At 65.8% G+C, this 26,566-nt stretch carries 20 protein-coding genes; 9 read left to right on the top strand and 11 right to left on the bottom strand.

Annotation, left to right across the window (positions count from 1 at the left end):
- The first annotated feature begins 82 nt into the window (after positions 1–82).
- Both ABIB45_RS02855 and ABIB45_RS02850 read left to right on the top strand, forming a co-directional pair.
- A complete protein-coding gene (locus tag ABIB45_RS02855) occupies positions 83–931 on the top strand; it encodes a DUF3097 domain-containing protein (protein WP_354214376.1) in 849 nt (282 codons plus the stop codon).
- 146 nt (positions 932–1,077) lie between these two features.
- Positions 1,078–1,488: a DUF4870 domain-containing protein gene (locus ABIB45_RS02850; protein ID WP_354214375.1), complete on the top strand. Its 411-nt coding sequence runs from the start codon at positions 1,078–1,080 to the stop codon at positions 1,486–1,488.
- 18 nt (positions 1,489–1,506) lie between these two features.
- On the opposite strand, the gene hemW is transcribed toward ABIB45_RS02850, so the two are convergent.
- Both hemW and lepA read right to left on the bottom strand, forming a co-directional pair.
- Positions 1,507–2,736: a radical SAM family heme chaperone HemW gene (gene hemW, locus ABIB45_RS02845; protein WP_354214374.1), complete on the bottom strand. Its 1,230-nt coding sequence runs from the start codon at positions 2,734–2,736 to the stop codon at positions 1,507–1,509.
- Between the two features lie 36 nt (positions 2,737–2,772).
- On the bottom strand, positions 2,773–4,626 hold the full coding sequence (lepA, locus tag ABIB45_RS02840) for a translation elongation factor 4 (protein WP_354214373.1): 1,854 nt from the start codon (positions 4,624–4,626) through the stop codon (positions 2,773–2,775).
- Between the two features lie 172 nt (positions 4,627–4,798).
- On the opposite strand from lepA, the gene ABIB45_RS02835 reads away from it, so the two are divergent.
- A complete protein-coding gene (locus tag ABIB45_RS02835) occupies positions 4,799–5,347 on the top strand; it encodes a type II toxin-antitoxin system PemK/MazF family toxin (RefSeq protein WP_354214372.1) in 549 nt (182 codons plus the stop codon).
- A gap of 169 nt (positions 5,348–5,516) precedes the next feature.
- Positions 5,517–5,777: a 30S ribosomal protein S20 gene (rpsT, locus tag ABIB45_RS02830; RefSeq protein WP_066291556.1), complete on the top strand. Its 261-nt coding sequence runs from the start codon at positions 5,517–5,519 to the stop codon at positions 5,775–5,777.
- A gap of 138 nt (positions 5,778–5,915) precedes the next feature.
- Here rpsT and holA read toward each other — a convergent pair whose 3' ends face one another.
- The 5 genes from holA to leuS all read right to left on the bottom strand — a co-directional run bounded on the left by holA (position 5,916) and on the right by leuS (position 13,391).
- The gene (gene holA, locus ABIB45_RS02825; protein WP_354214371.1) at positions 5,916–6,932 is read right to left on the bottom strand and encodes a DNA polymerase III subunit delta; all 1,017 of its coding nucleotides are present in this window, start codon (positions 6,930–6,932) and stop codon (positions 5,916–5,918) included.
- Entirely contained in the window at positions 6,866–8,656 is a 1,791-nt protein-coding gene (locus ABIB45_RS02820) for a ComEC/Rec2 family competence protein (RefSeq protein WP_354214370.1), read from the bottom strand. Before ABIB45_RS02820 ends, holA begins: the two co-directional genes overlap by 67 nt.
- Before the next feature lie 214 nt (positions 8,657–8,870).
- A complete protein-coding gene (locus tag ABIB45_RS02815; RefSeq protein WP_354214369.1) occupies positions 8,871–9,758 on the bottom strand; it encodes a helix-hairpin-helix domain-containing protein in 888 nt (295 codons plus the stop codon).
- A gap of 49 nt (positions 9,759–9,807) precedes the next feature.
- On the bottom strand, positions 9,808–10,809 hold the full coding sequence (locus tag ABIB45_RS02810) for a DegV family protein (protein WP_354214368.1): 1,002 nt from the start codon (positions 10,807–10,809) through the stop codon (positions 9,808–9,810).
- 53 nt (positions 10,810–10,862) lie between these two features.
- Positions 10,863–13,391 carry a leucine--tRNA ligase gene (leuS, locus tag ABIB45_RS02805; protein ID WP_354214367.1) on the bottom strand — a complete coding sequence of 843 codons (2,529 nt, stop codon included), beginning with the start codon at positions 13,389–13,391 and terminating at the stop codon, positions 10,863–10,865.
- Between the two features lie 269 nt (positions 13,392–13,660).
- Between leuS and ABIB45_RS02800 the strand changes: the two genes are divergently transcribed.
- On the top strand, positions 13,661–15,991 hold the full coding sequence (locus ABIB45_RS02800; protein ID WP_354214366.1) for a PEP/pyruvate-binding domain-containing protein: 2,331 nt from the start codon (positions 13,661–13,663) through the stop codon (positions 15,989–15,991).
- 158 nt (positions 15,992–16,149) lie between these two features.
- Here ABIB45_RS02800 and glpK read toward each other — a convergent pair whose 3' ends face one another.
- From glpK to ABIB45_RS02785, 3 genes are all read right to left on the bottom strand, one after another.
- Positions 16,150–17,664: a glycerol kinase GlpK gene (glpK, locus tag ABIB45_RS02795; protein ID WP_354214365.1), complete on the bottom strand. Its 1,515-nt coding sequence runs from the start codon at positions 17,662–17,664 to the stop codon at positions 16,150–16,152.
- Positions 17,665–17,705: 41 nt separating this feature from the next.
- Positions 17,706–18,455 carry an MIP/aquaporin family protein gene (locus ABIB45_RS02790; protein WP_354214434.1) on the bottom strand — a complete coding sequence of 250 codons (750 nt, stop codon included), beginning with the start codon at positions 18,453–18,455 and terminating at the stop codon, positions 17,706–17,708.
- 92 nt (positions 18,456–18,547) lie between these two features.
- The gene (locus tag ABIB45_RS02785; protein WP_354214433.1) at positions 18,548–20,302 is read right to left on the bottom strand and encodes a glycerol-3-phosphate dehydrogenase/oxidase; all 1,755 of its coding nucleotides are present in this window, start codon (positions 20,300–20,302) and stop codon (positions 18,548–18,550) included.
- Between the two features lie 180 nt (positions 20,303–20,482).
- On the opposite strand from ABIB45_RS02785, the gene ABIB45_RS02780 reads away from it, so the two are divergent.
- The 4 genes from ABIB45_RS02780 to ABIB45_RS02765 are packed head-to-tail and all read left to right on the top strand — an operon-like array spanning position 20,483 to position 24,381.
- Positions 20,483–21,445 (top strand): sugar-binding transcriptional regulator, encoded by a 963-nt coding sequence (locus ABIB45_RS02780; RefSeq protein WP_354214364.1) that lies wholly within the window; start codon positions 20,483–20,485, stop codon positions 21,443–21,445.
- 22 nt (positions 21,446–21,467) lie between these two features.
- Entirely contained in the window at positions 21,468–22,337 is an 870-nt protein-coding gene (locus ABIB45_RS02775) for an aldo/keto reductase (protein ID WP_354214363.1), read from the top strand.
- Between the two features lie 11 nt (positions 22,338–22,348).
- Positions 22,349–23,278, top strand: a complete 930-nt coding sequence (locus tag ABIB45_RS02770; protein ID WP_354214362.1) for an alpha/beta fold hydrolase — start codon at positions 22,349–22,351, stop codon at positions 23,276–23,278.
- A complete protein-coding gene (locus tag ABIB45_RS02765; protein ID WP_354214361.1) occupies positions 23,275–24,381 on the top strand; it encodes a glycosyltransferase family 4 protein in 1,107 nt (368 codons plus the stop codon). Before ABIB45_RS02770 ends, ABIB45_RS02765 begins: the two co-directional genes overlap by 4 nt.
- A gap of 11 nt (positions 24,382–24,392) precedes the next feature.
- On the opposite strand, the gene ABIB45_RS02760 is transcribed toward ABIB45_RS02765, so the two are convergent.
- A complete protein-coding gene (locus ABIB45_RS02760; RefSeq protein WP_354214360.1) occupies positions 24,393–26,564 on the bottom strand; it encodes a primosomal protein N' in 2,172 nt (723 codons plus the stop codon).
- Between the last annotated feature and the right edge of the window lie 2 nt (positions 26,565–26,566).

The raw sequence follows: 26,566 nt of genomic DNA, 5'->3' as shown, positions 1-26,566 counted from the left end.
ATGACTCACCCCGTTGTTAGCATTGGTACCGCTCCGGGCGAACATTCCGGGGGCACGATCTAGCACAAGGCGGAATCAATCCATGCAATACCAGAACTGGGGTCCGCAGGAGATCAGCGCGCCCGTCCGGAACGAACTGCCCGAGGTTCCCGTCGAACGCGGCATGGTTCTCGAAGACGCCCAGTCCGGTTGGGTGGGAGCGGTGACCCGGGTGGAGAAGTCCGGCGGCATGCATGTGGTGGCCCTCGAGGACCGGCGCGGCAAGTCGCGTTCGTTCCGGCTTGGATTCGGTTTCCTTTTGGAAGGCCGGCCCATCCGGCTGGTGCCGCCCGTGCCCAGGCAGAACACCGCCGCTCCAGCTGGCCGGACAGCGTCCGGTTCGGTGCGCGTGGCCGGCCAGCGTGCCCAGGTGGCCAAAGCGAGCAGGATCTGGGTGGAGGGAAAGCACGACGCCGAACTCGTGGAAAAGGTCTGGGGTGACGATCTGCGCGTGGAGGGCATCGTCGTGGAGCCTTTGCACGGCATCGACGACCTCGCGGGGGCGGTGGCCGCCTTTGGTCCCGGTCCCGGACGGCGGCTTGGGGTCCTGGTGGACCACCTGGTCCCGGACTCAAAGGAGTGGCGCATCGCGGCCGGTGTGATGGCCTCTCCCGGTGCCGCCGGCAACGTTCTGATCGTTGGGCACCCTTACGTTGACGTGTGGCAGGCCATCCGGCCCGCGGTGCTGGGCATTGACCAGTGGCCCGTGGTGCCCCGGGGTCAGGACTGGAAGACCGGCATCCTGGCAGCGTTCGGCTGGCCGCACTCCACCAAGGAGGACATCGGCCTGGGCTGGCAGAAGCTGTTGGGTGCGGTCCGCACCTATGCAGATCTGGAAGCGTCGCTCCTGGGGCGGGTGGAGGAAGTCATCGACTTCCTCACGGCGCAGTAGCCCCGGCGGCGCCGGTCCTGCCCCATGCCCGCTATCGACGGCGGCATTTGGCAGCGGAACCAGTATTCTTGGTACTGCGGAGACTGTTGCTGCGATAGGCCGGCATTCGCGAAACCAGCACCATTGCACTTTCGAAGGAAGAAACCGTGGCACAAAACGCACGCGAGCACCGGGACGACCAAAGCCGTTCCGAGTACCAGGGCGTTCCCGCAAACGCGTTGCCCCTCACGGCCAGCGAAGACCGTCAATGGGCCACGCTGGCACACTTTGGCGGGATCCTCGGCTGCGTACCGTCCCTGCTGATTTACCTGATTTTCCGTGAACGCGGGCCGTTCACTGCGCAGGAGTCTAAGGAAGCACTGAACTTCAGCCTGCCGCCCACCATCGCGGCGCTGGTGGCCAACATCCTGGTGTTCATTCCGGTGGTGGGGAACATTTTCGCCGTCATCGCAACCCTGATCTGGATTGCCCTGACCTGCTTCTCGGTGGCCGCCGGCATCCATGTCAACAAGGGCCAGCCCCACCGTTACCAGTACAACCTGCGCTGGATCAAATAGCCGAAAAGCAACGCGGGGTCAGTCAGGCAGGATCCGTCGGACCACGGCGTCGGCCAGCAGGCGGCCCTTCAGCGTCAGGACCAGCGTGCCGCGGAAGGCGGCCGCCGGCTCCACGAGGCCATCGGCGATCAGCCCGGCAACAGCGTGGCGGCCGTCCTGTCCCAGCGACGGGACGTGGACTCCGGAAACGAGCCTGGCCTCCAGCATCACCCGCTCCATGTCCCGCGTTTCGGCGTCGAGCGTTTCCCGGCCGGCCGCCGGTGAGAGCCCTTGCGCGAGCCGCCCCGCGTAAGCGGTGGGATGCTTGACGTTCCACCAGCGCACACCGCCCACGTGGGAGTGTGCGCCGGGGCCAATGCCCCACCAGTCATCCCCGCGCCAGTAGGCGAGATTGTGCCGGCAGGCCTGCTCGGGCGTGCGGGACCAGTTGCTGACCTCATACCAGCTCAACCCGGCTTCGCCGATCAGCTGGTCCGCGAGCTCATACTTATCGGCGTGGTCATCGTCGTCGATCCCCGCAACTTCACCCCGGCGGATCTGCGCGGCGAGCTTGGTCCCGTCCTCGACGATCAGTGCGTAGGCGCTGATATGGTCCGGCTGATAGGACAGGGCGGTCTCCAGGGAATACCGCCAGTCATCGAGGGACTCGCCCGGTGTCCCGTAGATCAGGTCCAGGCTCACGGCCAGTCCGGCCTCGCGCGCCCACTGCACCACCTGCGGCACCCGGCTGGGTGTGTGCGTGCGGTCCAGGACTTTGAGCACGTGCGGAACTGCTGACTGCATGCCAAAGGAAACCCGGGTGAAGCCGGCATCCTTCAGCATTGCCAAAGATTCGGGAGTGACAGAATCCGGGTTCGCTTCGGTGGTGACTTCGGCGCCATCCTCAAGTCCCCATTCCCCGACGGCTGCGGCCAGGATCCGTGCAAGGTCTTCCGCCGGGAGCAGCGTGGGGGTCCCGCCGCCGAAGAACACGGTGCTCAGTGGCCGGGCGGGCAACCCGGAGTCCATGAGGACCCCTGCGGCCAGCCGGACCTCGGAAATAGCGGTGTCGGCATAGGCGTCCTGGGACGCGCCGCCACCGAGTTCGGTGGCCGTGTACGTGTTGAAATCGCAGTATCCGCACCGGACGGCGCAGAACGGGATGTGCACGTAGAGCCCGAAGGCCCGGCCCGCCGCACCGCCCGTTGCCTGGGCAGGCAGGAGACCGTCCGACGGCGCCGGGTCGCCAAGGGGAAGAACGCTAGGCATTGCGGCGGCCTCCCGTGGTCCGGGCCACTGTCATCACTACTTCTTAGCCTTGTCCTTGGACTCGTCCGTAGTCAGTGCAGCAATGAAGGCTTCCTGGGGAACCTCGACACGGCCCACCATCTTCATCCGCTTCTTGCCTTCCTTCTGCTTTTCCAGAAGTTTACGCTTTCGCGAAATGTCACCGCCGTAGCACTTGGCCAGAACGTCCTTGCGGATGGCCCTGATGCTTTCCCGGGCGATGATGCGCGAGCCGATCGCGGCCTGGATCGGCACTTCGAACTGCTGCCGAGGAATGAGTTCGCGCAGCTTGCTGGTCATCATCACGCCGTAGGCGTAGGCCTTGTCACGGTGGGTGATGGCCGAGAATGCATCCACCTGTTCGCCCTGGAGCATGATGTCCACCTTGACCAGATCGGCTACCTGCTCGCCGTCGGCCTTCCAGTCCAGCGAGCCGTAGCCACGGGTCTTGGACTTGAGGATGTCGAAGAAATCGAAAACGATTTCGGCCAGCGGGAGGCGGTACCTGATCTCCACGCGGTCCTCTGACAGGTAGTCCATGCCGCCCATGACACCTCGCCGGCTCTGGCAGAGTTCCATGATGGCCCCAACAAATTCGTTGGGCGCCAGGATGGTGGCGGACACCATGGGCTCGCGGACCTCGGCGATTTTGCCGGAGGGGTACTCGCTGGGGTTAGTCACATGGACCACCTTCTTGTCCTCCAGCGTTACCTCGTACTCCACGTTGGGGGCGGTGGAGATGAGATCAAGGTTGTATTCGCGTTCCAGTCGTTCGCGGGTGATTTCCAGGTGCAGCAGACCCAGGAAGCCAACGCGGAAGCCGAAGCCCAGCGCCGCCGACGTTTCGGGCTCGTACACCAGTGCGGCGTCGTTGAGCATCAGCTTTTCCAGCGCATCGCGGAGCACGGGGTAGTCCGTGCCGTCCAGCGGATACAGGCCGGAGAAGACCATGGGCTTGGCGTCGGCGTAGCCGGGGAGGGAGTCAGTTGCAGGCTTGGCAAGGTTGGTGACGGTGTCGCCAACCTTGGATAGGCGCACGTCCTTCACGCCGGTGATGAGGTAGCCCACTTCGCCGACGCCCAGGCCCTTGGAGGGGGTGGGTTCCGGGGAGCTCACACCAATTTCCAGGAGTTCGTGGGTGGCCCGGGTGGACATCATCTGGATGCGTTCACGGGGGTGCAGCATACCGTCGACCACACGGACGTAGGTGACCACGCCGCGGTACGTGTCGTAGACAGAGTCGAAAATCATGGCCCGCGCGGGAGCATTCGGGTCACCGACGGGCGCCGGAAGGTCGCGGATGATCTTGTCCAGCAGCACCTCGACGCCCATGCCCGTCTTGCCGGAGACGCGGAGGACGTCGTCGGGGTCGCCGCCGATCAGGCTGGCAAGCTCGGCAGCATACTTTTCGGGCTGCGCTGCGGGGAGGTCAATCTTGTTCAGGACCGGGATGATGGTGAGGTTGTTTTCCATCGCCAGGTAGAGGTTGGCGAGGGTCTGTGCCTCGATGCCCTGGGCCGCATCCACAAGCAGCACTGCGCCTTCGCATGCCGCCAGCGAGCGGGAGACCTCGTAGGTGAAGTCCACGTGGCCGGGGGTGTCGATCATGTTCAGGGCATAGCTGGTGCCATCGAGTTCCCACGGCATACGGACGGCCTGGGATTTGATGGTGATGCCGCGCTCGCGTTCGATGTCCATGCGATCCAGGTACTGGGCCTTCATGTCGCGGGACTGAACCACTCCGGTGAACTGCAGCATACGGTCGGCCAGGGTGGACTTGCCGTGGTCAATGTGCGCGATGATGCAGAAATTCCGAATGATGGCCGGATCTGTCGCGGCGGGCACCGGGGCGGTGCGGGCCATGGGAGACACGCAGGGTCCTTACTGTTGGCATTCACTGATGGCTTCGGGCAGCCGGGCAGGCCGCACTGAAGGCACCCTGCGGACGGGCCGCACATTTCGAACCTCCAGTGTCCCACGTCCGGGCGCAACGCACTGCATCCGGCGGCAATTATGCGCTGCTGATCGGCGATATTGTTTGCCCATGCCTATCAACTTCCGCTCATTGGCCAACGCCGTCCGGACATCAGTCAGGGTCCTGCAAAAATTGCGCGCCAGCACCGTCCGCCCGGCGGAACGGAAAGCCGCGGCAGCGGCACGCCAGGCGCCGCCGGTCCGGCCGGCACCGCTGAGTGGCTATCCCGGCGACTACCGCGGCGTCTCCGCCATCAGGTATGCCCCTCAGCCTGACGGCAGTCCTGATCCCGGTGAGATCGTGTGGACGTGGGTGCCCTATGAAGAGGACTACAGCCGGGGCAAGGACCGTCCGGTCCTGCTGGTCGGCAAAAACGGCCGGTACCTGCTTGCCCTGATGCTGACCAGCAAGGACCACGACCAGGACGATCGCCGTTCCGGCGACTACGTGGACATCGGCACCGGAACCTGGGACCGCCGGCAGCGGCCCAGTGAAGCGAACCTCGGACGGATACTGCGGATCGCCCCGGACAGCATCCGGCGGGAAGGTGCTGTGCTCGAGCGGAAACGCTTTGACCTGGTGGCGGCCGGGCTTCGCCAACGACACGGCTGGAAATAACCAGCCGAAATGGCCAGCCCACACAGGGTCTGCTATTCTTGACAGCTGTGTGTCCGTGCAGGTCGACGGCCACTGATGGTTGGCCGCCATAGGTATCCCCACGCCGCTCAGTCAATGGCCAATCTGAAAGCCCTCTAGACCATTTCCGCATTAAAAAGAGAGTTCACACGTGGCTAATATCAAGTCCCAGAAGAAGCGCATCCTCACCAACGAGAAGGCACGCCTGCGCAACAACGCAGTCAAGTCTGAGCTGAAGACGGCCATCCGCGCCGTCAACACCGCCGTTGAGTCCACCGACAAGGATGCAGCTGCTGTTGCCCTGGTTGCCGCCAGCCGCAAGCTGGACAAGGCTGTCAGCAAGGGTGTTCTGCACAAGAACAACGCAGCGAACCGCAAGTCGGCGATCTCCAAGAAGGTCAACGCACTGTAAGGTTTCCAGTTCACCAGAACTGATGATTGAGGTCGGCACCCTTGGGTGCCGGCCTCAACTCTTTAAGCGTTCCTGCTGGCGGGGCCAGCCACGGCTCTTCAGGCCGCAGGATCTTTCGGTGAGCCTCCAGGACCAGTGTCAGTGCCGCTGCACGGAGGTGGCGATGACGGTCACCACATGTTCTACGGCGTAGACCGGATCACGTGAGAGTCCCTTCACCTGGGCGTCTGCTTCGGCCGTGGCCTGAATGGCGCGCACCAGGCCATCCGGTGTCCAGCGGCGAACATCACGCTGCGCCTGCTCCACCAGCCACGGCTGCATGCCCAGTTCCCTCGCTATTTGCCCGGAGGAGCCCTGGGCGCCGGCCACTTTGGCAACCGTCCGCAGTTTGGCGGCCAGCGCCGCAACCAGGGGAACCGGATCAGCTCCTGTGGCCAAGGCGTGCCGGAGCGTGGACAGCGCCACCGGACCGTTGCCGGCCATGGCCGCATCGGCAACTTTAAAGGCCGTGGCTTCAATCCTGCCGCCGTAATAACGGTCCACCAACTCCGGGGTCACCGCGCCCGTGGCATCGGCGATCAACTGGCTGCAGGCCGCTGCGAGTTCCGAAAGGTTGGCGCCTACAGCGTTGACCAGCGACTGCACCCCGTCCGAAGTGATCTTCCGACCGGCTGCCCTGAACTCAGCCGCCACGAAAGCTGCCTTCTCCGCGTCCTTTTTCAGGGGCTGGCAGTCCACCACCGGCCAACCGCCGGCCTTGACCGCATCGAGGAGTTTCTTACCGCGGACTCCCCCGGCGTGTCGCAGGACCAGGACCGCCTCAGGCTCAGGGTGTGCCAAATATGCGAGGGCGTCGGCGAGGAAGGCGTCGTTCATGGTTTCAACGCCCTCGACTTCGATCAGTTTGCGTTCGCCGAAGAGTGAAGGGCTGACGTTCATGGCCAGGGTGCCCGCCTCGTAGCTGCCGGCCGCCAGGCGGCTCACTTCAACGTCCGGGAACGATGCCCGTACCTGTGAGCGGACCTGGTCCATGGCGCGGATGCCGATGTACTCCTCGGGTCCGCCCACCAGGACGATTGCTGCCGGCGTCACGTCCCGCCAGGGGGCAACATTCGACGACGGCGCCCGGGTTCGGGTGGTTTGGGCAGCAGCCATGGTGGATTCCTCCCGGAAGTTTTGGTGCAGTATCTAAGCCTGCCATGGCGGACACCCCGCTCCAAGCCGCGGACCGCGCCGCCCCGCCCGTGGCGCTTGGGCAAGGCCTGCAGATTCCTGTCCAAGAGGTCCAGCAGGGATACCGTCCGTGCATGCAGCGCGAAGACACGCCGCACCAGGCGGCGGGGACTGGCGGCTGCCCAGACGCCGCCAAGGGTCAGCAGCGACAGCAGCACCATGGTCAGGGAACCAAACGGGCCCTCGGGCCAGGGCAGGGCGGCCCCTGGCAGGCCTGCGGCGGTCCGGGCAGTGCCCGCTACACCGGCACTGAAGGTGCCTGCGACGGCGATCAGGGCAGTTGCCAGCCAGGGCACCCACGAAACCAGCGGCACAGCGGCCGTGCCCAGGAGTGTCACGGGTGCCACGAGCGGCGCCGCCACGATGTTCGCCAGCAGGGAGTAGGTGGAGAACTGCGGCTGCAGCAGCACGATGACTGGGCCGCACAGGAGCTGCGCGGACAATGGTACGGCCCAGGCTGCCGCTGCCCATCGTGGAACGAGCGCGGGCGTCCATTCCATCATCCGGGGACCCAGGACGATGATCCCCAACGTGGCCAGTACCGAGAGCAGAAACCCGAAGCTGGTTGCCAGGCCGGGGTCAATAAGCAGCAGGCCCATCACGGCGAGGCAGAGGAAGCTGAGCCCGCGTCCCGCCCGGCCGCCTGCCAGTGAGGCGATGGCGGTTGAACCCATCAGCGCAGCACGCAGGACACTGGCGTCTGCGCCTACGAGTACCACAAACATCCCCAGCCCGGTCAGGGCCAGCCCGGCAGCAGGGAGCCTGGGGAGCCGGAGGCTGCGCGCCGCAACCAGCAGGGCGCCGAGGACCAGGCTGCAGTTGGCCCCGCTGACCGCAGTGAGATGGGTCAGGCCCACGGTTTTCATGGCCGCATGGAGCCCTTCATCCAGCGCCGACGTGTCGCCGGTGACCATTCCCGGCAGGAGGCCGCGGGGATCGGATGCAAGGAACGAGGCGGCGGCTACGTACCTGCCCCTCAGCTCCCTGGCCATCGCCTGCCCGGCGGGAGCGGCGTCGGCGCCCGCATCCGCACCGGGTGCCGTGGATGCCGAGAGGATGGCTGCTTCCTGTTGTCCCGCATCGGGTGGCTTCAGCTTGCCGGCGGTCCGGACCGTCTGCCCCGGGAGGACGTTGTCCCAGCCCCGGCCGCCCATGACCACGAGCTCGGCCCGGGTGCGGATGACGTTGCCGCTGACGGTGACTTCCACTGTCCGGGCCGCGGCCGACCACCGTTCGGGCATTCCTGCCTGTCCCGGGAGCGTCAGCGCTCGCGGGGATCCGGTAATCTCCAGGACAGCAACCACCGACTTTCCGGCTGCGGCTCCTTCCGCGAGAGGGCCATCGTGGCTCTGCGAGGAGGCGACAGCAGAGTGCGCTGCCGCGGCGGCGGCCAGCATCAAAGCGACTGCCGTGGTGGTCAGGAAGCTCCTGCGCCGGGCCAGCAGGCTACTCGCGCGGGCAGCCCGGCCCAGCAAGAAGACGGCCGAGACCAGCAAGAGGCCGCACAGCACCGCCAGCAATACTGGGGAGAGCCAAACTCCGGCCACGGCGGCACCCCAGACCAGCAGTGCAGGCAGCCCCAGCCGGACGTCGGTGCGCCGCTGAGGCGCATCCGCAGGCGTGGCCGCCTGCTCCTGGCCGCGCATCTTCTTCCTGACATGGTCCGCCAGCCTCAGAGTCTCCCGGCGCACCGCCGGGCGCAGGGTTGCGGTGGCGTGCGGAGCCGGCCGTCTGGCAGCTAAGGGAGCTGCCCTCGGTTCCGGCGATTGCACAGCGGACCGTTGCACCGCGGACCGTTGCACCCCGGATCCGTTCACTGCCGAGTCGACAAAGCGGCTCCACGGACTGCGTCGGGCCATCTCAAATACCCACTAACGGAAGCAGTGTTTCGAGCATCTTGGGTCCTACGCCGTCAACGGCATCGAGTTCCTCAACGGATTTGAAGGGGCCGTGTTCCTTGCGCCAGTCCACGATCCGCTGGGCGAGCACAGGGCCGACCTTCGGCAGGGCGTCGAGTTCTTGGACGCCAGCGGTATTGAGGTTGACCTTTCCTGCAGCTGCCGCCGCACCACCGCCAGGCTCCTCCGCCGCCGCGGCCGGCGGAACGGAGGAATCTGCCGGGAGATATTCACCCGGGAGGGGAACGTAGACCTTCTGTCCGTCCACCAGCACAGCGGCCAGGTTGAGTCGGTTCAGGTCTGCTGCCAGTGTGCCGCCGCCAGCCTGGGCGATGGCCTGATGTACCCGGCTGCCGGCGGGCAGCTGCACAACACCGGGCAACGCAACGGCGCCGGCGACATGGATGATGACTGTACCGGCCTGCGGAACGCCTGATGGCGGGTCAGACGGCGCCGCAGGTTCCGTTCCGTGCCCGGGACCGCCCCTGTCATCGGCGGGCCCGCTGTCCTGGGCCGAAACGTCGTTCAGCGGCAGCACGTGGGGCTGCCCGGCAGCCACCTGCGACCAGAACCAGGCGCCTCCCACCAGCGCGAGGGCAGCAATGAGCAGTGCCACGGGAAGGCCCACCCGCCATCTCAGTGCCGGTCCCGCTCTGCCGCTGCCCGGTGGGTCCTGGCCATCGGATCGGGGACCAGAATCCGGGCCTCCAAGGTTCGCAGCGCCGTCGAATTCGAAGGCTTTCCCATCGTCGCCCGTCAGCAGAAGGCCGTCTTCGTCGCCCAGCATGGACTGCAGCCGCTCCCGGGCATGCCGGGCCCCTCGACCTGCACTAGAGTCCCGGCGTGACATGAACCCAACGTTAGGGATCCAACGCCGACCGAGACAGACCCGACCGCCTCTATGTGGACAGCGCTTCCGGAGTCACGGGAGGCGGGATGTCCTCCCCCACAATCACGGCGAGCACGCCCAGACCGGCGTGTGCGGCCAATACGGCGGGCAGCGAACTGATCTGGGCCGGCGGACAGCCGGGCAACGCGGCGGCCAACCTGGCCGCGAGCCCTTCCGCCTCCGCCGGATTCCCGAAATGGTGGACGGCAAAGCGGGCCAGTCCCGCAGGACGGGATGCGGCGTCCGCGGCGGCGATCTCCTCGAGCCGGGCAATGGCTTTGGCTGCCGACCTGACCTTTTCCAGCGGCACGATCTTGCCGCCGTCGACCGCCAGGATGGGTTTGATGGCGAACATTGTCCCCAGCAGCGACGCGGCGGCCCCGATCCGTCCGCCCCGGCGCAACTGCTCGAGGCTGGGAACATAGAAATAGACCTTGGTGCGCGCCAGCCGGTCAGTCGCCGCCGCACTGACCGCAGCGGCCTCGAGCCCCGCAGCAGCGGCGGCCACGGCACTCTGGACGGCCATCCCCAACGCCATGCCCACCGTGCCGGAGTCGAGGACCTCCACCGGGATGTGCGCGCGCCCCGCAGCCAGCCGGGCGGCGTCAGCAGTGCCGGACAACCCCCCGGAGATGTGGATACAGACAACGGCCTCATATCCCCGGCGCCCGGCGGCGAGGAAGGCCTGCTCAAACTGGCCCGGTGACGGCCGGGACGTCTTGACTGATTTACCGCCGGCAAGGGCCAATGCGATGGTTTCGGTGATGTCGTCTTCGCCCTCGCCGTAAATTTCCTCGCCCACCATCACGGGCATCGGAATCACGGTCAGCAGACCGTCGTTGGCACACCCGGCCACCCAGTCTCCCGGCAGCGCAGACGCGGAATCGGTCACCACGGCGGTACGGACCACGACGGCGGACGCCTCCGTGGTCAAGCCCGGGCGGGCCGCGGGACGGAGGGCGGCGAGGCGCTCCCGGAGCCAAAGCCAGGCGCCGGCATCACGGTCGGGCAAGAGGCCTCCTGGTTTAAGGCCGGCCGCCGGAGGCCCCGGCGGCCGGCGCCCGGCTAGGCCGGGACGATGTTGACCAGTTTAGGCGCCCGCACGATCACCGTGCGGATGCCACGGCCGTCCATTGCTCGTTGCACGTTGTCGCTGGCCAGCGCCAGCTCGCGCAGCTTGTCCTCGCTGATGTCCGGGGACACCTCAAGCCGGTCGCGGACCTTCCCCTGGACCTGGACCACAGCGGTAACGGTCTCCTGGACCAGCAGCGCTTCGTCGTGGGCAGGCCAGCCGGCGTTCGCCACCGAGGCCGGGTGGCCCAGGACGTTCCACATATCCTCCGCGGTGTACGGCGCGAAGAGGCTCAGGATAACCGCTACGGCTTCCGCGGCCTCGCGGACGGCCGGATCGGCTCCGCCGGCACCGCCCGCTGCGTCAATGTTTTTGCGGGTCGCGTTGACCAGCTCCATCAGCTTGGCCACCACGACGTTGAACTTGTTGTTGTCCAGGAGGGCGGCGGCGTCGGCGATGGTGCGGTGCGTGACCGACCGGAGTGCGCGGTCCCCGGACTCTGGGTCAGCCCCGGCCTCGCTGGTGACGTCCTGCGCCAGCCGCCAGGCGCGTGCCAGGAACTTCGCGGATCCCGACGGCGAAACGTCGGCCCAGTCGACGTCGTCCTCCGGCGGCGAGGCGAAGATCATGGTCAGGCGCACGGCATCCACACCATACTTGTCCAGCTGCTCGCCAAGGTCCACGCCGTTGCCCAGCGACTTGCTCATGGCCTTGCCCCCGTTGAGGACCTGGCCCTGGTTCAGCAGCGCGCTGAAGGGTTCATCGGCGTCGAGCATTCCGAGGTCATGGATGACCTTGGTGAAGAAGCGGGCGTACAGCAGGTGCAGGATGGCGTGCTCCACGCCGCCCACATACTGGCCTACCGGCATCCACTCGTTGATCTTCGCCGGGTCGAAGGGACCCTCGGTGTACTGCGGGGAAACGAACCGCAGGAAGTACCAGGACGAATCCACGAAGGTGTCCATGGTGTCGGTATCGCGCTTCGCCGGGCCGTGGCAGTTGGGGCAGTCCACGTTGACCCAGGCTTCGGCGGCAGCCAGCGGTGACGTGCCCTTCGGGGACAGGTCCTCGCCGCGCAGGTCCGCCGGCAGGGTCACGGGCAGCTGCTCATCAGGGACGGGAACCTCACCACAGGCGGGGCAGTGGATGATCGGGATGGGGGTGCCCCAGAAACGCTGGCGGCTCAGGAGCCAGTCACGGAGGCGGAAGTTCACGAATTTTTCGCCCGTGCCCTGCTTTTCCAGCATGGCGATGGCGGCAGGAATGGCCGCTGACTTGGGCATCCCGTCCAGCACGCCGGAGTTGATCAGCGTTCCCTCCCCTGCCGTGGCTTTGCCGGAAACGGCGGGATCGTCTTCGCCGGTGTCCAGCACGGCGCGGACGGGCAGATCGAACGTCTTGGCGAAGTCGAGGTCACGCTGGTCGTGCGCCGGAACGGCCATGATGGCGCCCGTGCCGTAGTCGGCCAGAACATAGTCCGCTGCCCAGACCGGCAGCTTCTCACCGTTCAGGGGGTTGACCGCGTACCGGCCGGTGAAGACACCGGTCTTTTCACGTTCAGTGGATTGGCGTTCGATTTCGGACAGCGCCTTGACCTGTTCGCGGTACGCGTCCAGGGCCCCAACGTGCTCGTCCGTGACGAGCTCGACGGCGATCGGCGCATCGGCTGCGACGACGAAGAACGTGGCGCCGTACAGGGTGTCCGGGCGGGTGGTGAAGACGGTGACGTCCTTGGCTGGCTTGCCGGCGACAGCCTCGATCACGAAGTTGACGTGGGCACCTTCGGAGCGGCCGATCCAGTTTTTCTGCATGGCCAGCACGCGCTCGGGCCAGTGCCCGCGCAGTTCGTCCATGTCCTCGAGCAGCCGGTCGGCGTACTCGGTGATCTTGAAGTACCACTGGTTCAGGGACTTCTTGGTGACGGGAGTACCGCAGCGTTCACAGGCACCGTTGACAACCTGTTCGTTGGCCAGCACCGTCTGGTCCTTGGGGCACCAGTTGACCGGGGAGTCCTTGCGGTAGGCAAGGCCGCGCTCGTAGAAGCGCTTGAACAACCACTGGGTCCAGCGGTAGTACTCGGGGTCCGAGGTGTGTACCCGCCGGGACCAGTCCGCGGAGATGGCGTAGCGTTTGAAGGACGCGGCCTGGGTATCGATGTTGGCGTACGTCCACTCGCTGGGGTGGGCGTTGCGCTTGATGGCTGCGTTCTCCGCGGGCAGGCCGAAGGAGTCCCAGCCGATCGGGTGCAGGACATCGAAACCCTGCTGCCGCAGGTAGCGCGCCACAACGTCGCCCATCGCAAAAGCCTCGGCGTGGCCCATGTGGAGGTCGCCCGAGGGGTAAGGGAACATGTCCAGGACGTAACGGCGCTCGCGGGAGCCGTCATCCACGGGGGTGAAGACCTTGAGGTCTTCCCACACCTGCGGCCATTTGGCCTCCATCGCCGCGAAGCTGTAGGCACCCTCTTCGGGTGTTTCCGCCGCCACTGCTGTTCCGGTCTCGGTCTCCGGCTGAACGCTCACTGCTGCCCTCTTCTGTTCTGTTGTGGCATCTGTGCTGCCCCAACGGTCTGATCCCTTCTGATGCCGGCCCGGCAAACTTGCCCGGACACACAAAAGCCCCTCTCCATGGAGGGGCGGCCGCCCGGCAGTCCGGTAGTCTCCGGATTCCGGGCGGCTAGCTAAGCAGAAGGATCGCACGCATAGGTCTACTTTAGCGCACCAGGGAAGGGCATTGCCGTGCGGATGACCTATCCCGCACAGTCCCGGCGCGAATAGACTGAAGCCCGCAAATGCAACAGGTTGCATCGGAGCAACAGACCGGACCGGTGACAGTGGTGGGTGATGACATCCTCCTTCCCCCTCTCGGCTCCCCTGCGGCACTGCGCCGGGAGTCTGCCGGCAGCAAGGCGGCGGCGCTGTCCAGCCTTTTGGCTGCGGGTTTCCCGGTTCCCGCTGGGTTCGTGGTGACACAAGCTGCCTTTGCGGCGTTGTCCGCCCAGTCCTCCGCTGTGGCGGCGAAAAGACTGCAGGGCGCGGCACTGGCCGCCGGGCCCGGCCCATATGCGGTCCGGTCATCAGCCGCTGCCGAGGACCTGCCAGGTGCCTCGTTTGCCGGTATGTATGAGAGTTACCTCAGCGTGGCCCCACCCGATCTCCCCGCGGCCGTGCAGCGCTGCTTTGACTCGGCCAACGCCGGCCGTATTCGGGCCTACGAATCGTCCATCATGCCCGGATCCGGAGGCCACCCGGCGGGTGATGAGGGTGCGGTCATGGCGGTCCTGGTACAGCAGATGGTCGATCCCGCGGCTGCCGGCGTAGCCTTCTCCGCCAACCCCCTGACCGGTGACCGGGCTGAAACCGTGATCTCGGCGGTACCGGGACTTGCTGAGGGCCTGGTTTCAGGCGTGGCGACCGGCGAGGAATGGATTGCCGGTGCTGGAGGTCCCATTCTGGCCGGTGGCGCCGCAGGCGTCCTCTCAGTGGAAAGCGCGACGGCGGTGGCCACCGGCGCGGCCCGGGTTGCCCGGCATTTCGGTTGCCCCCAGGACATCGAGTGGGCCGTGGACCGCGCGGGCAACCTCCAAATACTGCAGGCCCGGCCCATGACCGCGGTCCCCGACCCCGTGAGCTGGCAGCCGCCCGGAAAGGGTGCGTGGCTCAGGAACTTCCGTCTGGGCGAATGGTTGCCCGAACCGGTGACTCCGTTGTTTATGGATTGGGTGATTCCGCGGATAGACGCTGCCTACAACGAGGCGGTCCGCAGATCTGTGGGGATTGATGTGCCGATGGAGAACACTGCAGTCAACGGCTGGTACTACGTCTCTCCGCCCACCCCGCGGCAACTCCCCCGCTTGCTGCTCAGCGGGCACCGGCAGTCGCTGCCCTATTTCTTCAACGCCGTGGTGCGGCCCATGTTTGACCCCGCAGGCGCAGACAGGACCGTGCTGCGAAGCCTCGAACACGAGTGGCGCACCGAGTGTCTGCCCGCCTACCGGCAGCTTGTTGACACTCCGCCCCTTGCCGCCGCAACGGCCACAGTGCCGGAGCTGATGGACGTCGTGGACAAGGTAGCCGGGAAAGCCGGGGAGTATCTCTGGTTCTTCGCGGCCACAGGCGGCGCCGCGTGGAAGCTGGAGCTGGCCCTGGCCAGGTTTTGGCGCCGGCACGTGGCCGGTCCGCTCGCGGCTGAGTCAACACCGGGTTCCCACGAAGCCATGGGCTACCAGGCCCTCCTGGGCGGCCTGTCCCCCACCCTGCCTGTCCAAGTTGCCCATGCCGTGTACAGCATTGACTGGTACCACGCGACGGCGGGCGAACAGTTTCCATCGCACGTCCAGGGTGCCGGATCCCAAGTACGGCAAGCGCCCGAATTGGTTGCCGCTGAACGGCGAAGGGCTGCCGAGGTTGCGTGCCGTACCGTACTGAAGGGAACCCGCAGGCTGGCGAGGTTTGAGGTCCTCCTGGGCCTGGCCCAGCGCTACGCCTTGCTCCGCGAAGAGCAGGTCCGGGACTTCACCCTGGGCTGGCCACTGCTGCGCCGCTGTGCAGCCGAGCTTGGCGCCCGCCTCCAGGACCGCGGCATCGTCGCGGCGCCCGGCGACGTCTACTTCCTCACGCTGGAAGCCCTCCGCGAAGACGCGCAATCGCAGCAGGCCAACGTCGAAAGGCGGCGCCGGGATTGGCTCCGGCAACGGAAGCTGGCCGCGCCGCTCACGCTGGGGAAAATGCCGCCGCTGCTGGGCAATGCCTTTGATCGCCTGGCAAACTCGGCCCGCAGCACCAGAAGATTGCCTCCCGGCGCCCTGGTGGGGCATCCGGCCAGTCCGGGCCGGGCACAAGGCCGCGTTCGGGTGGTGGACGGCCCCGAGGACTTCGCCCGCTTCCTCCCGGGCGAAGTCCTGGTGGCTAAAGCCACGGCGCCGGCATGGACCCCGCTTTTTGCCGGCGCCGCAGCAGTAGTCACGGACGGCGGCAACCTTGCCGCGCACGCATCCCTCGTAGCCCGCGAATACGGCATCCCCGCCGTTGTAGGCACAGGCAACGCCACCAAAGTCCTCCACACCGGCCAAAGAGTCACAGTCGACGGCAACGCAGGAATAGTACTAGCCAACGAAGACTGAGGCGTCTGGACCAAAGGACAGGCCAACATCTCCCGCCAGACCGTCCCCAGCTGCTCCCCACGAATGCCCACAACGTACGAAAAAGGGACCGGTGACGCCCTCGCCGCTGGGGACGGGCGGGCGGGAGTCACCGGCCCCTTTTTCGACTACGGGCTGAGTTACCTCACGTCCTCGTCCACCCAATCCATGGACTTCGTGACGGCCTTCTTCCACAGGCGCATCTGGCGGTCCTGTTCCGTCTGGTCCATCTGCGGTTCCCAGCGCTTGTCTTCTGACCAGTTGGCGGACAGCTCCCCGAGGTCCTTCCAGAATCCGACGGCGAGACCCGCAGCGTAGGCCGCACCCAGTGCCGTGGTTTCCACCACCTTGGGCCGGATCACCGCAACGCCCAGGATGTCTGCCTGGAACTGCATGAGCGCATCGTTGGCTACCATGCCGCCGTCGACCTTCAATTCGGTGAGGGGAACACCGGAGTCCGCGTTGACGGCGTCCAGCACCTCGCGGGTCTGGAATGCCGTGGCCTCGAGCGCGGCGCGGGCAATGTGGTTCTTGTTGACGAACCGGGTGAGGCCAACGATTGCGCCGCGGGCATCCGAACGCCAGTACGGGGCGAAGAGCCCGGAGAACGCCGGCACGATGTAAACACCGCCGTTGTCCTCGACAGAGGCCGCCAGGGTCTCCACCTCCGGCGCGCTGCTGATCATGCCCAGGTTGTCCCGCAGCCATTGGATCAGGGATCCGGTGACGGCGATGGAGCCCTCCAGCGCGTAATGCGTTGGGGCGTCACCCAGCTTGTATCCCACAGTGGTCAGCAGGCCGTTCTTCGAATGGACGATCTCTTCGCCCGTGTTGAAGATCAGGAAGCAGCCGGTGCCGTAGGTGTTTTTCGCTTCGCCGGTCTGGAAGGCCGCCTGGCCGAAGGTCGCTGCCTGCTGGTCGCCCAGGATGCCGGCGACAGGGACTTCGCGCAGCAGTTGGGAAGTATGCACCGTGCCGTAGACCTCCGACGAGGACTTAATGGCCGGCATCATGCTCAGCGGGACGCCAAAAATACCCAGGATTTCCTCATCCCAGGCCAGGGTGTCAAGGTCCATAAACAGCGTGCGGGAGGCGTTGGTGACGTCGGTGGCGTGCACGCCGCCATCTACCCCGCCGGTCAGGTTCCAGAGGACCCATGAGTCCGTATTGCCGAAGACCAGGTCTCCCGCCTCTGCCTTGGCCCGGGCACCGTCGACATTGTCCAGGATCCATTTGATCTTGGTGCCGGAAAAGTAGGTGGCCAGCGGAAGGCCCACCTTCTGCTTGAACCGTTCCGGGCCGCCGTCCTTCGCCAGCTCATCCACGATGTTCTGCGTGCGGGTATCCTGCCAGACGATGGCGTTGTACACGGCTTCGCCGGTGGTCTTGTCCCATACCACTGCCGTTTCGCGCTGGTTAGTGATCCCGACGGCGGCGATGTCGTGGCGGGTGAGGTTCGCCTTGGAGAGTGCGGAACCGATGACCTCCCGGGTGTTGTTCCAGATCTCGGCGGGGTTGTGCTCCACCCAGCCTGCCTGCGGGAAGATCTGTTCGTGCTCCAACTGGCCGGATGAAACAATGCTGCCGCTGTGGTCAAAGATGATAGCTCGGGAGCTGGTGGTGCCCTGGTCGATGGCGATTACGTACTGGTTCATGTTGACGTCCTTGTCTATATGCAGGGTTGGTTATTGTACGGTCAGGAGGCGGCTGTGATGATGATGGGAGCGAGCTTGGCGACGATCCCGCCCAAGGCACCACCAACCAAGGGTCCGACGACCGGAATCCACGAGTAGCCCCAGTCGCTGGTTCCCTTGCCCTTGATGGGCAGTAACGCATGGGCAATGCGGGGGCCAAGGTCGCGGGCAGGGTTAATGGCGTAGCCCGTGGGACCGCCCAGTGAAACACCGATGCCCACAACAAGGAGGGCCACAGCCAACGGGCCCAGTCCGGAGGGCGTTCCGCCGAGGGTGAGGATCACGAAAACCAGCACGAAAGTGCCGATGATCTCGGTGACCAGGTTCCACGGGGTGGAGCGGATGGCGGGACCGGTGGAGAAGGTTCCGAGCTTGCTGGCGGCCTCCGTTTCGGCGTCGAAGTGCTGCTTGTAGGCGGCCCAGCACACTACCGCGCCAAGGAACGCGCCCAGCAGTTCTGCGCCAAAGTAGGTAAATGTCGACGCCACATCCACGCGGACTCCGGGCGCATACTCCGCCTTACCGTTGACCAGCAGGCCGAGGGTCACGGCGGGATTGAGATGGGCGCCGGACTTGGCGGCAACAAATACACCACAAAACACGGCGATGCCCCACCCCCAAGCGACCATCAGGAACCCGCCGCTGTTACCTTTGGTCCCTTTTAGGGCCACGTTGGCCACGACGCCGCAACCCAGCAGGGTGAGCATCCCAGTTCCGAAGACTTCGGAAAGAAAAACAATTCCAAGAGACATCATTGACTCCTCTATTTTTTGTTTTCGGTCCCTCGCGGGTTGAAGGACCGTTGAGCCGGAGCGCGATAACGCTCCGGCTCAGCCTGGGCTGCCTAGGCGACCAGGCTGTGGATCTGTACGCGGTGTAACCGCTCCAACACCTCCCTGGCGTGGCGGATCTCACCGGTCTGTGCTGCGGCGTCCCAGCCCAACGGACCGGCGAGCACCTCGCACACTTCGTTCAACAACTCCCCCGTAACCAGCCCCCGGAAGGCCAGGGACGTACGGCGGATGAGGACATCAGCGAGGTGCCCGATCTGCTCCATTCCGGCCATGTATTCCAGTTCGCGGACACTGAGTTCGCGGGTGGAACTCAGCAGGCGGTCAGGACCGCCGTCGAGGTAGCTGATGACTTCCGCGGCCCGGGTGCCGTAGCGGGTCAGCAGGACCGCGGTACGGTCGGCATCACGCGTGTGTGAGACGTGGGCTTTGATCCATTTCTGGATGCCCTCATCGTCGGCCGGGAAACCTGCACCGCCCCCAATGGCGAGCTTGCCCGTCGACACCTTCCGTTCCAGGCCAAGTTCGGAAAGCACAGTGTCAGACATGTGTTCGGCCAAGGCACGGAACGTTGTCCATTTACCGCCCACCAGGCTGAAGACGACGGCACCGGCCGCACTCGCCTGCCGTTCGATCCGGTAATCCCTGGAAACGAATCCGGGCTGGGTCGAGTCATGCCGCGGCAGCGGGCGCACGCCGGAGAACGTGTAGACGATCTGCCCGCGATCAACCGGAATACCAGGGAAGACATGGCCGATGAGTTCAAGGAAGTACTCAATCTCACTGTCCGTGCACACGGCGTCCTGGGTCATGTCGGCGTCCACATCGGTTGTTCCGACCAGAACCCTGTCCCCCATGGGGTAAATCAGGACAATCCGGCCGTCCGTGTGTTCAAAGAAGATCTCCCGGCCTTTGCACGCGTCAAGAAGCTCCGGATGGTCCAGCACAATGTGGGATCCTTTGGTGCCGCCCATAAAGGCCGATGCTGCACCCATGGCCTGGTTGGTCAGGTCAACCCAGGCGCCGGTGGTGTTGACGATGACATCGGCGGTGAAGTAAAAGAGCTCGCCGGTCAGTTCATCGCGGAGCTGGACGGTGCTGCCCGCTGCCGGGCTGCCGTCCCGGGATGGCACACCAGCCGTCATCGACTGCAGCGAGACATAGTTTGTGGCGCGCACCGTCCTGCCTGACAGGCCCGCATTGCCCATTCCGGCCTTTTCGCCGTCCTGAAGAACGTCGAGAGTCAGCCGCTCCGGGTTGTGGACGGAAGCGTCGAAGTACGTCGCCGTGTATTTTGTAGCGGGATGCAGTGCCGGCAGCTCGGCGAGTGCTCGCTTGCGCCCGAGGAACTTGTGGCGCGGCACCGAGCCGCCGTCCCTGGAGAACGAGTCATACAGGCTCAGGCCCACCTTGATCAAGAAGGCGCCGCGTTCCTTCGGCTTGCCCTGCTTGTGCGTGAGGAACCGCAGCGGTGCGGCCAGGATCCCGGAGAATGTGCTGAAGATGGGGATCGTGGTCTGGAGCGGCTTTACGTAGTGGGGTGCGATCCGTAGGAGGCGGTTGCGCTCCACCACCGATTCCTTGACCAGCCGAAACTCCCCATTCTCCAGGTAGCGGATGCCGCCGTGGATCATGTGCGAGGATGCGCCGCTGGCACCCTGGCAGTAGTCGCCGCGTTCCACGAGGGCAACGTCAACACCCTGCAGGGCAAGGTCGCGGAAAGTGCCCACGCCGTTAATTCCGCCACCGATAATGAGTACCTTGACGTTCGGACGCTGCCTTAACCCCTGCACCGCAGCGCGCGGCACCGCCGCCGTCGAGGGCGTGGTGTCAGCATGGCCAAATGTGTCCTTGGGTCCCAAAATCTACTCCCTGGGTTTTGTCCTCTGGGGCTACCATCGCAGGTCAGCCGCCCTTCTTCAACTATTCTTTGAACTGATGGAAAATGTAGTCAAGCTCTATGCACAAACGTGCAGATTGGAAGTGGAATGACGCTCTCACGGCACTCGGACGCGCTGCGGGCTGCACAGATGTATTACCTCCAGGACCTGACCATGGACGCAATCGCCCGGGAACTCCGGACGTCCCGGTCCACAGTGTCCAGGCTTCTTTCCGCTGCCCGCGATTCCGGCCTGGTCCAGATCCAGATTCGCAATCCACTGGACACCGGCCCGGAACTGGAGAGCCTGATCCGGCGGGAGTGCAACGTGGACGTCCACGTTGTACCGGTGCTTGAATCCCTCAACGAGGCCGAAACCCTGGACAGAGTGGCCCTACAGGCAGCGCGCACCATCGGTCCCCTGGTGGATTCCAACGCGACCATCGGCGTCGCGTGGGGGTCCACACTCAGCGCCGTCAGCAGGCACCTGACGCGAAAGATCACCCACGACACCGTGGTGGTCCAGCTGAACGGTGCCGGAAACATGCACACCACCGGCATCACTTACTCCAGTGACATCATGCGCCGCTTTGGCAGTGCCTACGGGGCCCGGGTGGAGCAATTCCCCGTGCCGGCCTTCTTTGACCACGCCGCCACCAAGACCGCCATGTGGAATGAGCGCAGCGTCCAACGCATTCTGGCCCTGCAGGCCCGCATGAGCATCGCCATTTTCGGCGTGGGATCCGTCGAAGCCGACTACCCGAGCCACGTCTACGCCGGGGGCTACCTGGACGAAAATGACCTCAGGATGCTCGCCAATTCCGACGTGGTGGGCGATGTTGCCACCGTGTTCTTCCGGCGCGACGGATCGTCCAACGGGATTGTGCTCAATGAGCGCTCAACCGGTCCGGCACTCTCACAACTGCGGCAGGTCCGGCGTCGGATCTGCGTTGTGTCCGGGGCATCAAAGATCAACGGCCTGCGGGGCGCCCTTAACGCAGGCCTCGCCACGGACCTGATCCTGGACGAAGCCACCGCGCGCCGGCTGGTGGGCTTTGGCGGGGTCTCGTAGCCGAATGGGTAGAGTCAGTCCTATGAAATCTTCGCCCCGCCTCAGTCTGAACAATGGCGTGCTAATCGACCAGTTGGGATTTGGGCTCTACAAGGTTCCGGCGGCGGACGCCTCGTCGCTGGTGGCGACGGCTCTGGGCACCGGCTACCGCCATTTCGATACTGCTGCCATGTACGGCAATGAGGCGGGCGTTGCGCGGGGCCTGGGTGCCGCCGTTAATTCCGACGGCGGGAGCGGAGGTTCAGGGGAATCGTCGCCGGGACTCCGCCGTGAGGATGTCTTTATCACCACGAAGGTCTGGAACGAGGACCACGGGTATGACGCTACGCTTCGGGCGTTTGATACTTCCATGGTCAACCTGGGCCTGGACTACGTGGATATGTACCTGATCCATTGGCCGTGTGCCCGGCGGGGCCTCTTCGCCGATACGTACAAGGCGCTGGAAACGCTCTACCGCGAGGGGAAGGTCCGGGCCATTGGTGTCTGCAACTTCCAGCCGGTGCACCTGGACCGCCTGCTCCAGACTGCTGAAGTAGTGCCGGCGGTCAACCAGATTGAGCTGCACCCCTGGCTTCAGCAGGCCGAACTCCGGGAGAAGCACCAGGGCCTGGGGATCCGGACGGAAGCCTGGAGCCCGCTGGGCCGCGGGCACGTACTGGCAGATCCCGTGGTGCTCGCCCTGGCCGCCGAACATGGCAGGGCCGCCGCCCAGATTATCCTCCGGTGGCACATCCAACTGGGAAACATCGCCATCCCCAAGGCCAGCTCGGAGGCCCGGATCCGGGAAAACCTGGAGGTCTTCGGCTTTGACTTGTCGGACCGCGACATGGCGGCCCTGGCGGAGCTTGACCGCGGGGAGCGCACCGGCTCCCACCCCGACAACGTCAACTAGGACCGAGTGTCATGAAGACAACTGCCCACCAGCCATCCGACGCGCCGTCCTACTTCAGCGCCGGGCTGGCAGCCCGCACGCAGGCCGCCGAAATCGAACTCAACGGCAGCACCGTGGCGTACTGGACCTACGAACCGGTCCAGGCCACCGCCGAAACCCGCACCATCCTGGTCATCCATGGGTTCCGTGGCGACCACCACGGCCTGCTGCGGGTGGCGGACCAGCTGCCGGAAATGCGCATCGTCATGCCGGACCTCCCCGGGTTCGGCAGCTCCGCAGCGTTCGCGGCCGGCGAGCATTCGGTAGCACAATACGGCACTTTCATCAGCGCGTTCATGGCGGCGGTGGGCCTCGGAGCGGACACCGTCCTGCTGGGGCACTCCTTCGGCTCGATCGTCGCGGCCCACTTTGTGGCCGACCACCCCGGGGAAGTCACGCCGCTGATCCTTATCAATCCCATCGCCGCGCCCGCCCTGGCAGGCCCCAAGGGCATCATGACCAAGCTCGCCGTCCTGTACTACCGGCTGGCCGCCCGTCTTCCCCATGCCCTCGGGCTGGCGCTGTTGCGGAGCCCCCTGATTATCCGGGTCATGAGCGAGGCCATGGCCAAAACCGGCAGCAAGGACCTGCGCCGTTTCATCCACGGCCAGCACCACTCCTACTTCAGTGCATTTGCCAACCGGGAAAGCCTGCTCGAGTCCTTCACGGCGTCCGTGGGCGGCCACGTGGCAGAGGTCGCGGGAAAGCTGACCCTGCCGGTCCTGCTGGTGGCCGGCGAAAAAGACGAGATTGCTACCCTCCCTGACCAGCACCACCTTGCCACACTCCTTCCGGACGGGGTCCTCAAAGTCATTCCCGGCGTCGGCCACCTCATTCATTACGAGACGCCCGGACCGGCCGCCGGTTTCATCCGCAGCTTCCTTAAGGACCACCCCGCGTGAAGATTGTCATCGATGCACGATTCACCAGGACCGACCACCATGACGGCATCAGCCGGTACGGTGCCAGCCTGATCGCCGCGACGGCGAAGGTAGCCGACGTTTCCATGCTCATCAGTGACATCCGGCAGCTTGCCCTGCTCCCGGATGTTCCGTACACGCTGATCAACAGTCCGCTGTCGCCGATGGAGCTTTTCGTGGCCCGCAAAATCAACCCCCTCGGCGCGGACGTGGTGGTCTGCCCGATGCAGACCATGGGCAGCTGGGGCCGCGATTATGGCCTGGTCCTGACCCTGCACGACCTCATTTACTACGAGCACCCTGCTCCCCCGGGCTTCCTGCCAATGCCGGTGCGTATCCTGTGGCGCCTTTACCACAAGGCATTCTGGCCGCAGCGCCTGCTCCTGAACCGGGCGGACATCGTGGCCACCATCAGCAGGACCACTGAAGCACTGATGGCCAAGTACCGGCTGACCAGGCGGCCAGTGCGAATCATCAGCAATGCCCCGCAGCCGGCGCAGGAACCGCGGGATCCTGCCGCCGGAGCCGAGCATTCGCTGGTTTACATGGGTTCGTTCATGCCCTACAAGAACGTGGAGACCATGGTGGCCGCCATGTCTGAACTGCCGGACTTCACCCTGCATCTGCTGAGCAGGATCACCCCTGAACGCCGGGCTGAACTGGAAATCAAGATCCCCGCTGGTGCCAAGGTGGTCTTCCACAACGGTGTCACCGATGACGAATATGCTGTCCTGCTCAAGCGCGCCACCGCCTTGGCGAGCCTTTCCCGCGCTGAAGGGTACGGGCTGCCGCTGGTGGAGGCCATGGCGCTGGGCACACCCGTGATCGCCAGCGACATTCCCATTTTCCGGGAAGTGGGGGGCGACTGCGCGTTGTATGTTGAACCTGAGTCCGCCACGGAATTTGCCGCGGCCGTCAAGAAGCTGCGGGATGGCGAACACTGGCAGGAGGTGTCGCGCCGTTCCGTGGCCCGTGCAGCGGAATTCAGCTGGGACGAGTCGGCCCGGCAGCTCGTTGACGTGGCCCACGACATTGTGGCCGCGCGCTCAGGCCGCAAGCGCCCGCTCAAGGGCACGTCCGCGTAGGGGACCTCCAGTTACAGGACGTCCACCCCGTCGAGCCTGACCTGCACCGGTTCCTCGCTCCGCTTGGCGGCAGCTGCAGCCTTGGTTGCGCGCAGTACGCGCGTGACGGTGCCCGCCTGGCCGTAGGGGAAGAACAGAAGGCTCCGGACATCCTCCCCCGCGCGCTGCGCGGCCGCAGGGCCCGTGAACACCAGCGGCGCAGGACCGGCAGTCCGCAGCGTCACTCCGGACGTGGCCAGCTGGTGCTCCACCGCCGCGGTGAAACTCACGACGGCGGTCCGGGGGCCGGTCACCGACGCAATCCGGACAGCCGGGGGCAGCTGGAGTTCCCTCCGGAGCTCCAGCTCGCGCCTGGCGTACCCTGCCGGGTCCCACCGCAACAGCGCACCAACGGCAACACTCTCTGTTGCCGTGATGACCACCAGCCCGCCGTCGGACGCGGGACGCACCAGCGCTGCGGCGTTGAACCAGCGGCGGACGGTGTCCTCGCCGGCGCGAAGGTTTTCCCGGCGCAGCAGCGAATCGCCGTCGAGCAGCAGCGCAGCGGCGTAGCCGCCGTCGGCGACGGGTTCGGCCCCGACAGTGGCCACCACCAGGGCGTGGGCGCTGCCCACGCGGGCCTTGACGTGGTCGCCGGAAGACGTGATCACCGCCTTTCCGGGGAACGCGCGGCCCAGTTCCTCAGCAGTCCGCAGGACTCCGGTGGCGCCTTTGCGGAGCTTTCGCCCTGAGCAGTGGATGCATTGCCAGTCCGGGGCCGGCGTTGAGCACCAGCGGCATTGTGGGACGGCAGAGCTGCCGCTGGCTCCAGCCAAAGCCAGCGGACCCTGGCAGGACTGGCACCGCGACGGCTCGCGGCAGGTCCCGCACACCAGCGACGGCGCGTACCCGGCCCTTGCCACCTGCACCAGCACCGGCCCGCGCTCCAGCCCGTCCTTGGCAGCCCGCCATGCGGCGCCGGGAAGCCGCGCCACCAGGGCCAGGGGGTCACGCTCCTGTTCAAAACTGTCCGCGGTGTTCAAGACGCGGGGAACATGCCGGCGAACAAATGCCCGCTCCGCCTCGACGGGCATGGCCCAACCCGCCTCCACCAGCCGTTGCAACTCCGTGCTCCGCGCATGACCGGCCATCAGGCAGGCTGTGCCGTCCTGGTCCGCACGCAGCAGCAGCACGTCGCGGGCATGGGCGTACGGGGCACGCTGTTCGATGTGGAGGTCATCGCCGTCATCCCAGCAGGCAACAAGGCCCAGGTCCCGGACCGGAGCGAACGCCGCGGACCGCGTCCCGATGGCCACCTGCGCTGACCCGGCCAGGAGGCGCAGGAAATTCAGGTAGCGGGGCGTCGGTCCGTCATCAGCCGTCAGACGGGCAATGTCATCGGCGGGAAGCAGCTTCAGCAAAGCCTGTTCCAACTGGTTGAGGTCGCGGTAGTCAGGCACTACCACTATCGCGCCACGGCCGGAGGCGCGGACGGCGGCCACGGCCTCCGCCATGAGCTGCGGCCACGCCCGCGGGCCGAACCCCTGGAGGGGACTGAAGACTGCCCGCGGGGACCCGCCGTCGTGCAGGTGGCGGACAAAGGCCGGCCCGTTTCGGTAACCCGCCCAGCCGGTAGTGGAAACGTCCTCGACGGCGGGGGCCGCGGATTCTGCCGGCGTGTCCGGCTCAGCTTCTTGGGGCGCAGCTTCTTGGGGCACAGCCGCGTCCGAGACCGCCTCCTCCGGCACAGCCCCGGCGAGGAAGCCTTTCTCCAGCCGCGCCATCCGTGGCGGCACCGCAACGCGGAGGACGTCGCTCACGGTGCCGGCGTACCTCGCGGCGACGGCGGACACCAGGTCCCGCACGGCGGGCGTGAGGACGGCGACCGGGGAGATCACTTTCTGCAGCGGCACCAAGGTGTGGCCGGCGTCGGACTCTGCAGTGCGTTCAATGATGAACCCGGTGAGTTCCTGGCCGTTGAACCGGACTTTGACGCGGACGCCTGACTGCGCAGCCGCATCCAGTTCGGCGGGCACGCTGTAATCAAACGGCCTGTCCAGATGCGGCAGGGACGTCTCCACGATGACCCGGGCAACCGGGAGGTCCCCGGCCAATGGCGGTCCCGCCGGCTTGGCAGTGGCCGGGAACCCCTGCAGCAGTGACGGCTGGACAGCGCCGGGAAACGCAGTTTCATGCGAGGCCATGG

Source organism: Arthrobacter sp. UYCo732, assembly GCF_040547265.1.
Taxonomy (GTDB): domain Bacteria; phylum Actinomycetota; class Actinomycetes; order Actinomycetales; family Micrococcaceae; genus Arthrobacter.
This window is presented reverse-complemented; position numbering and strand designations above follow the sequence as displayed.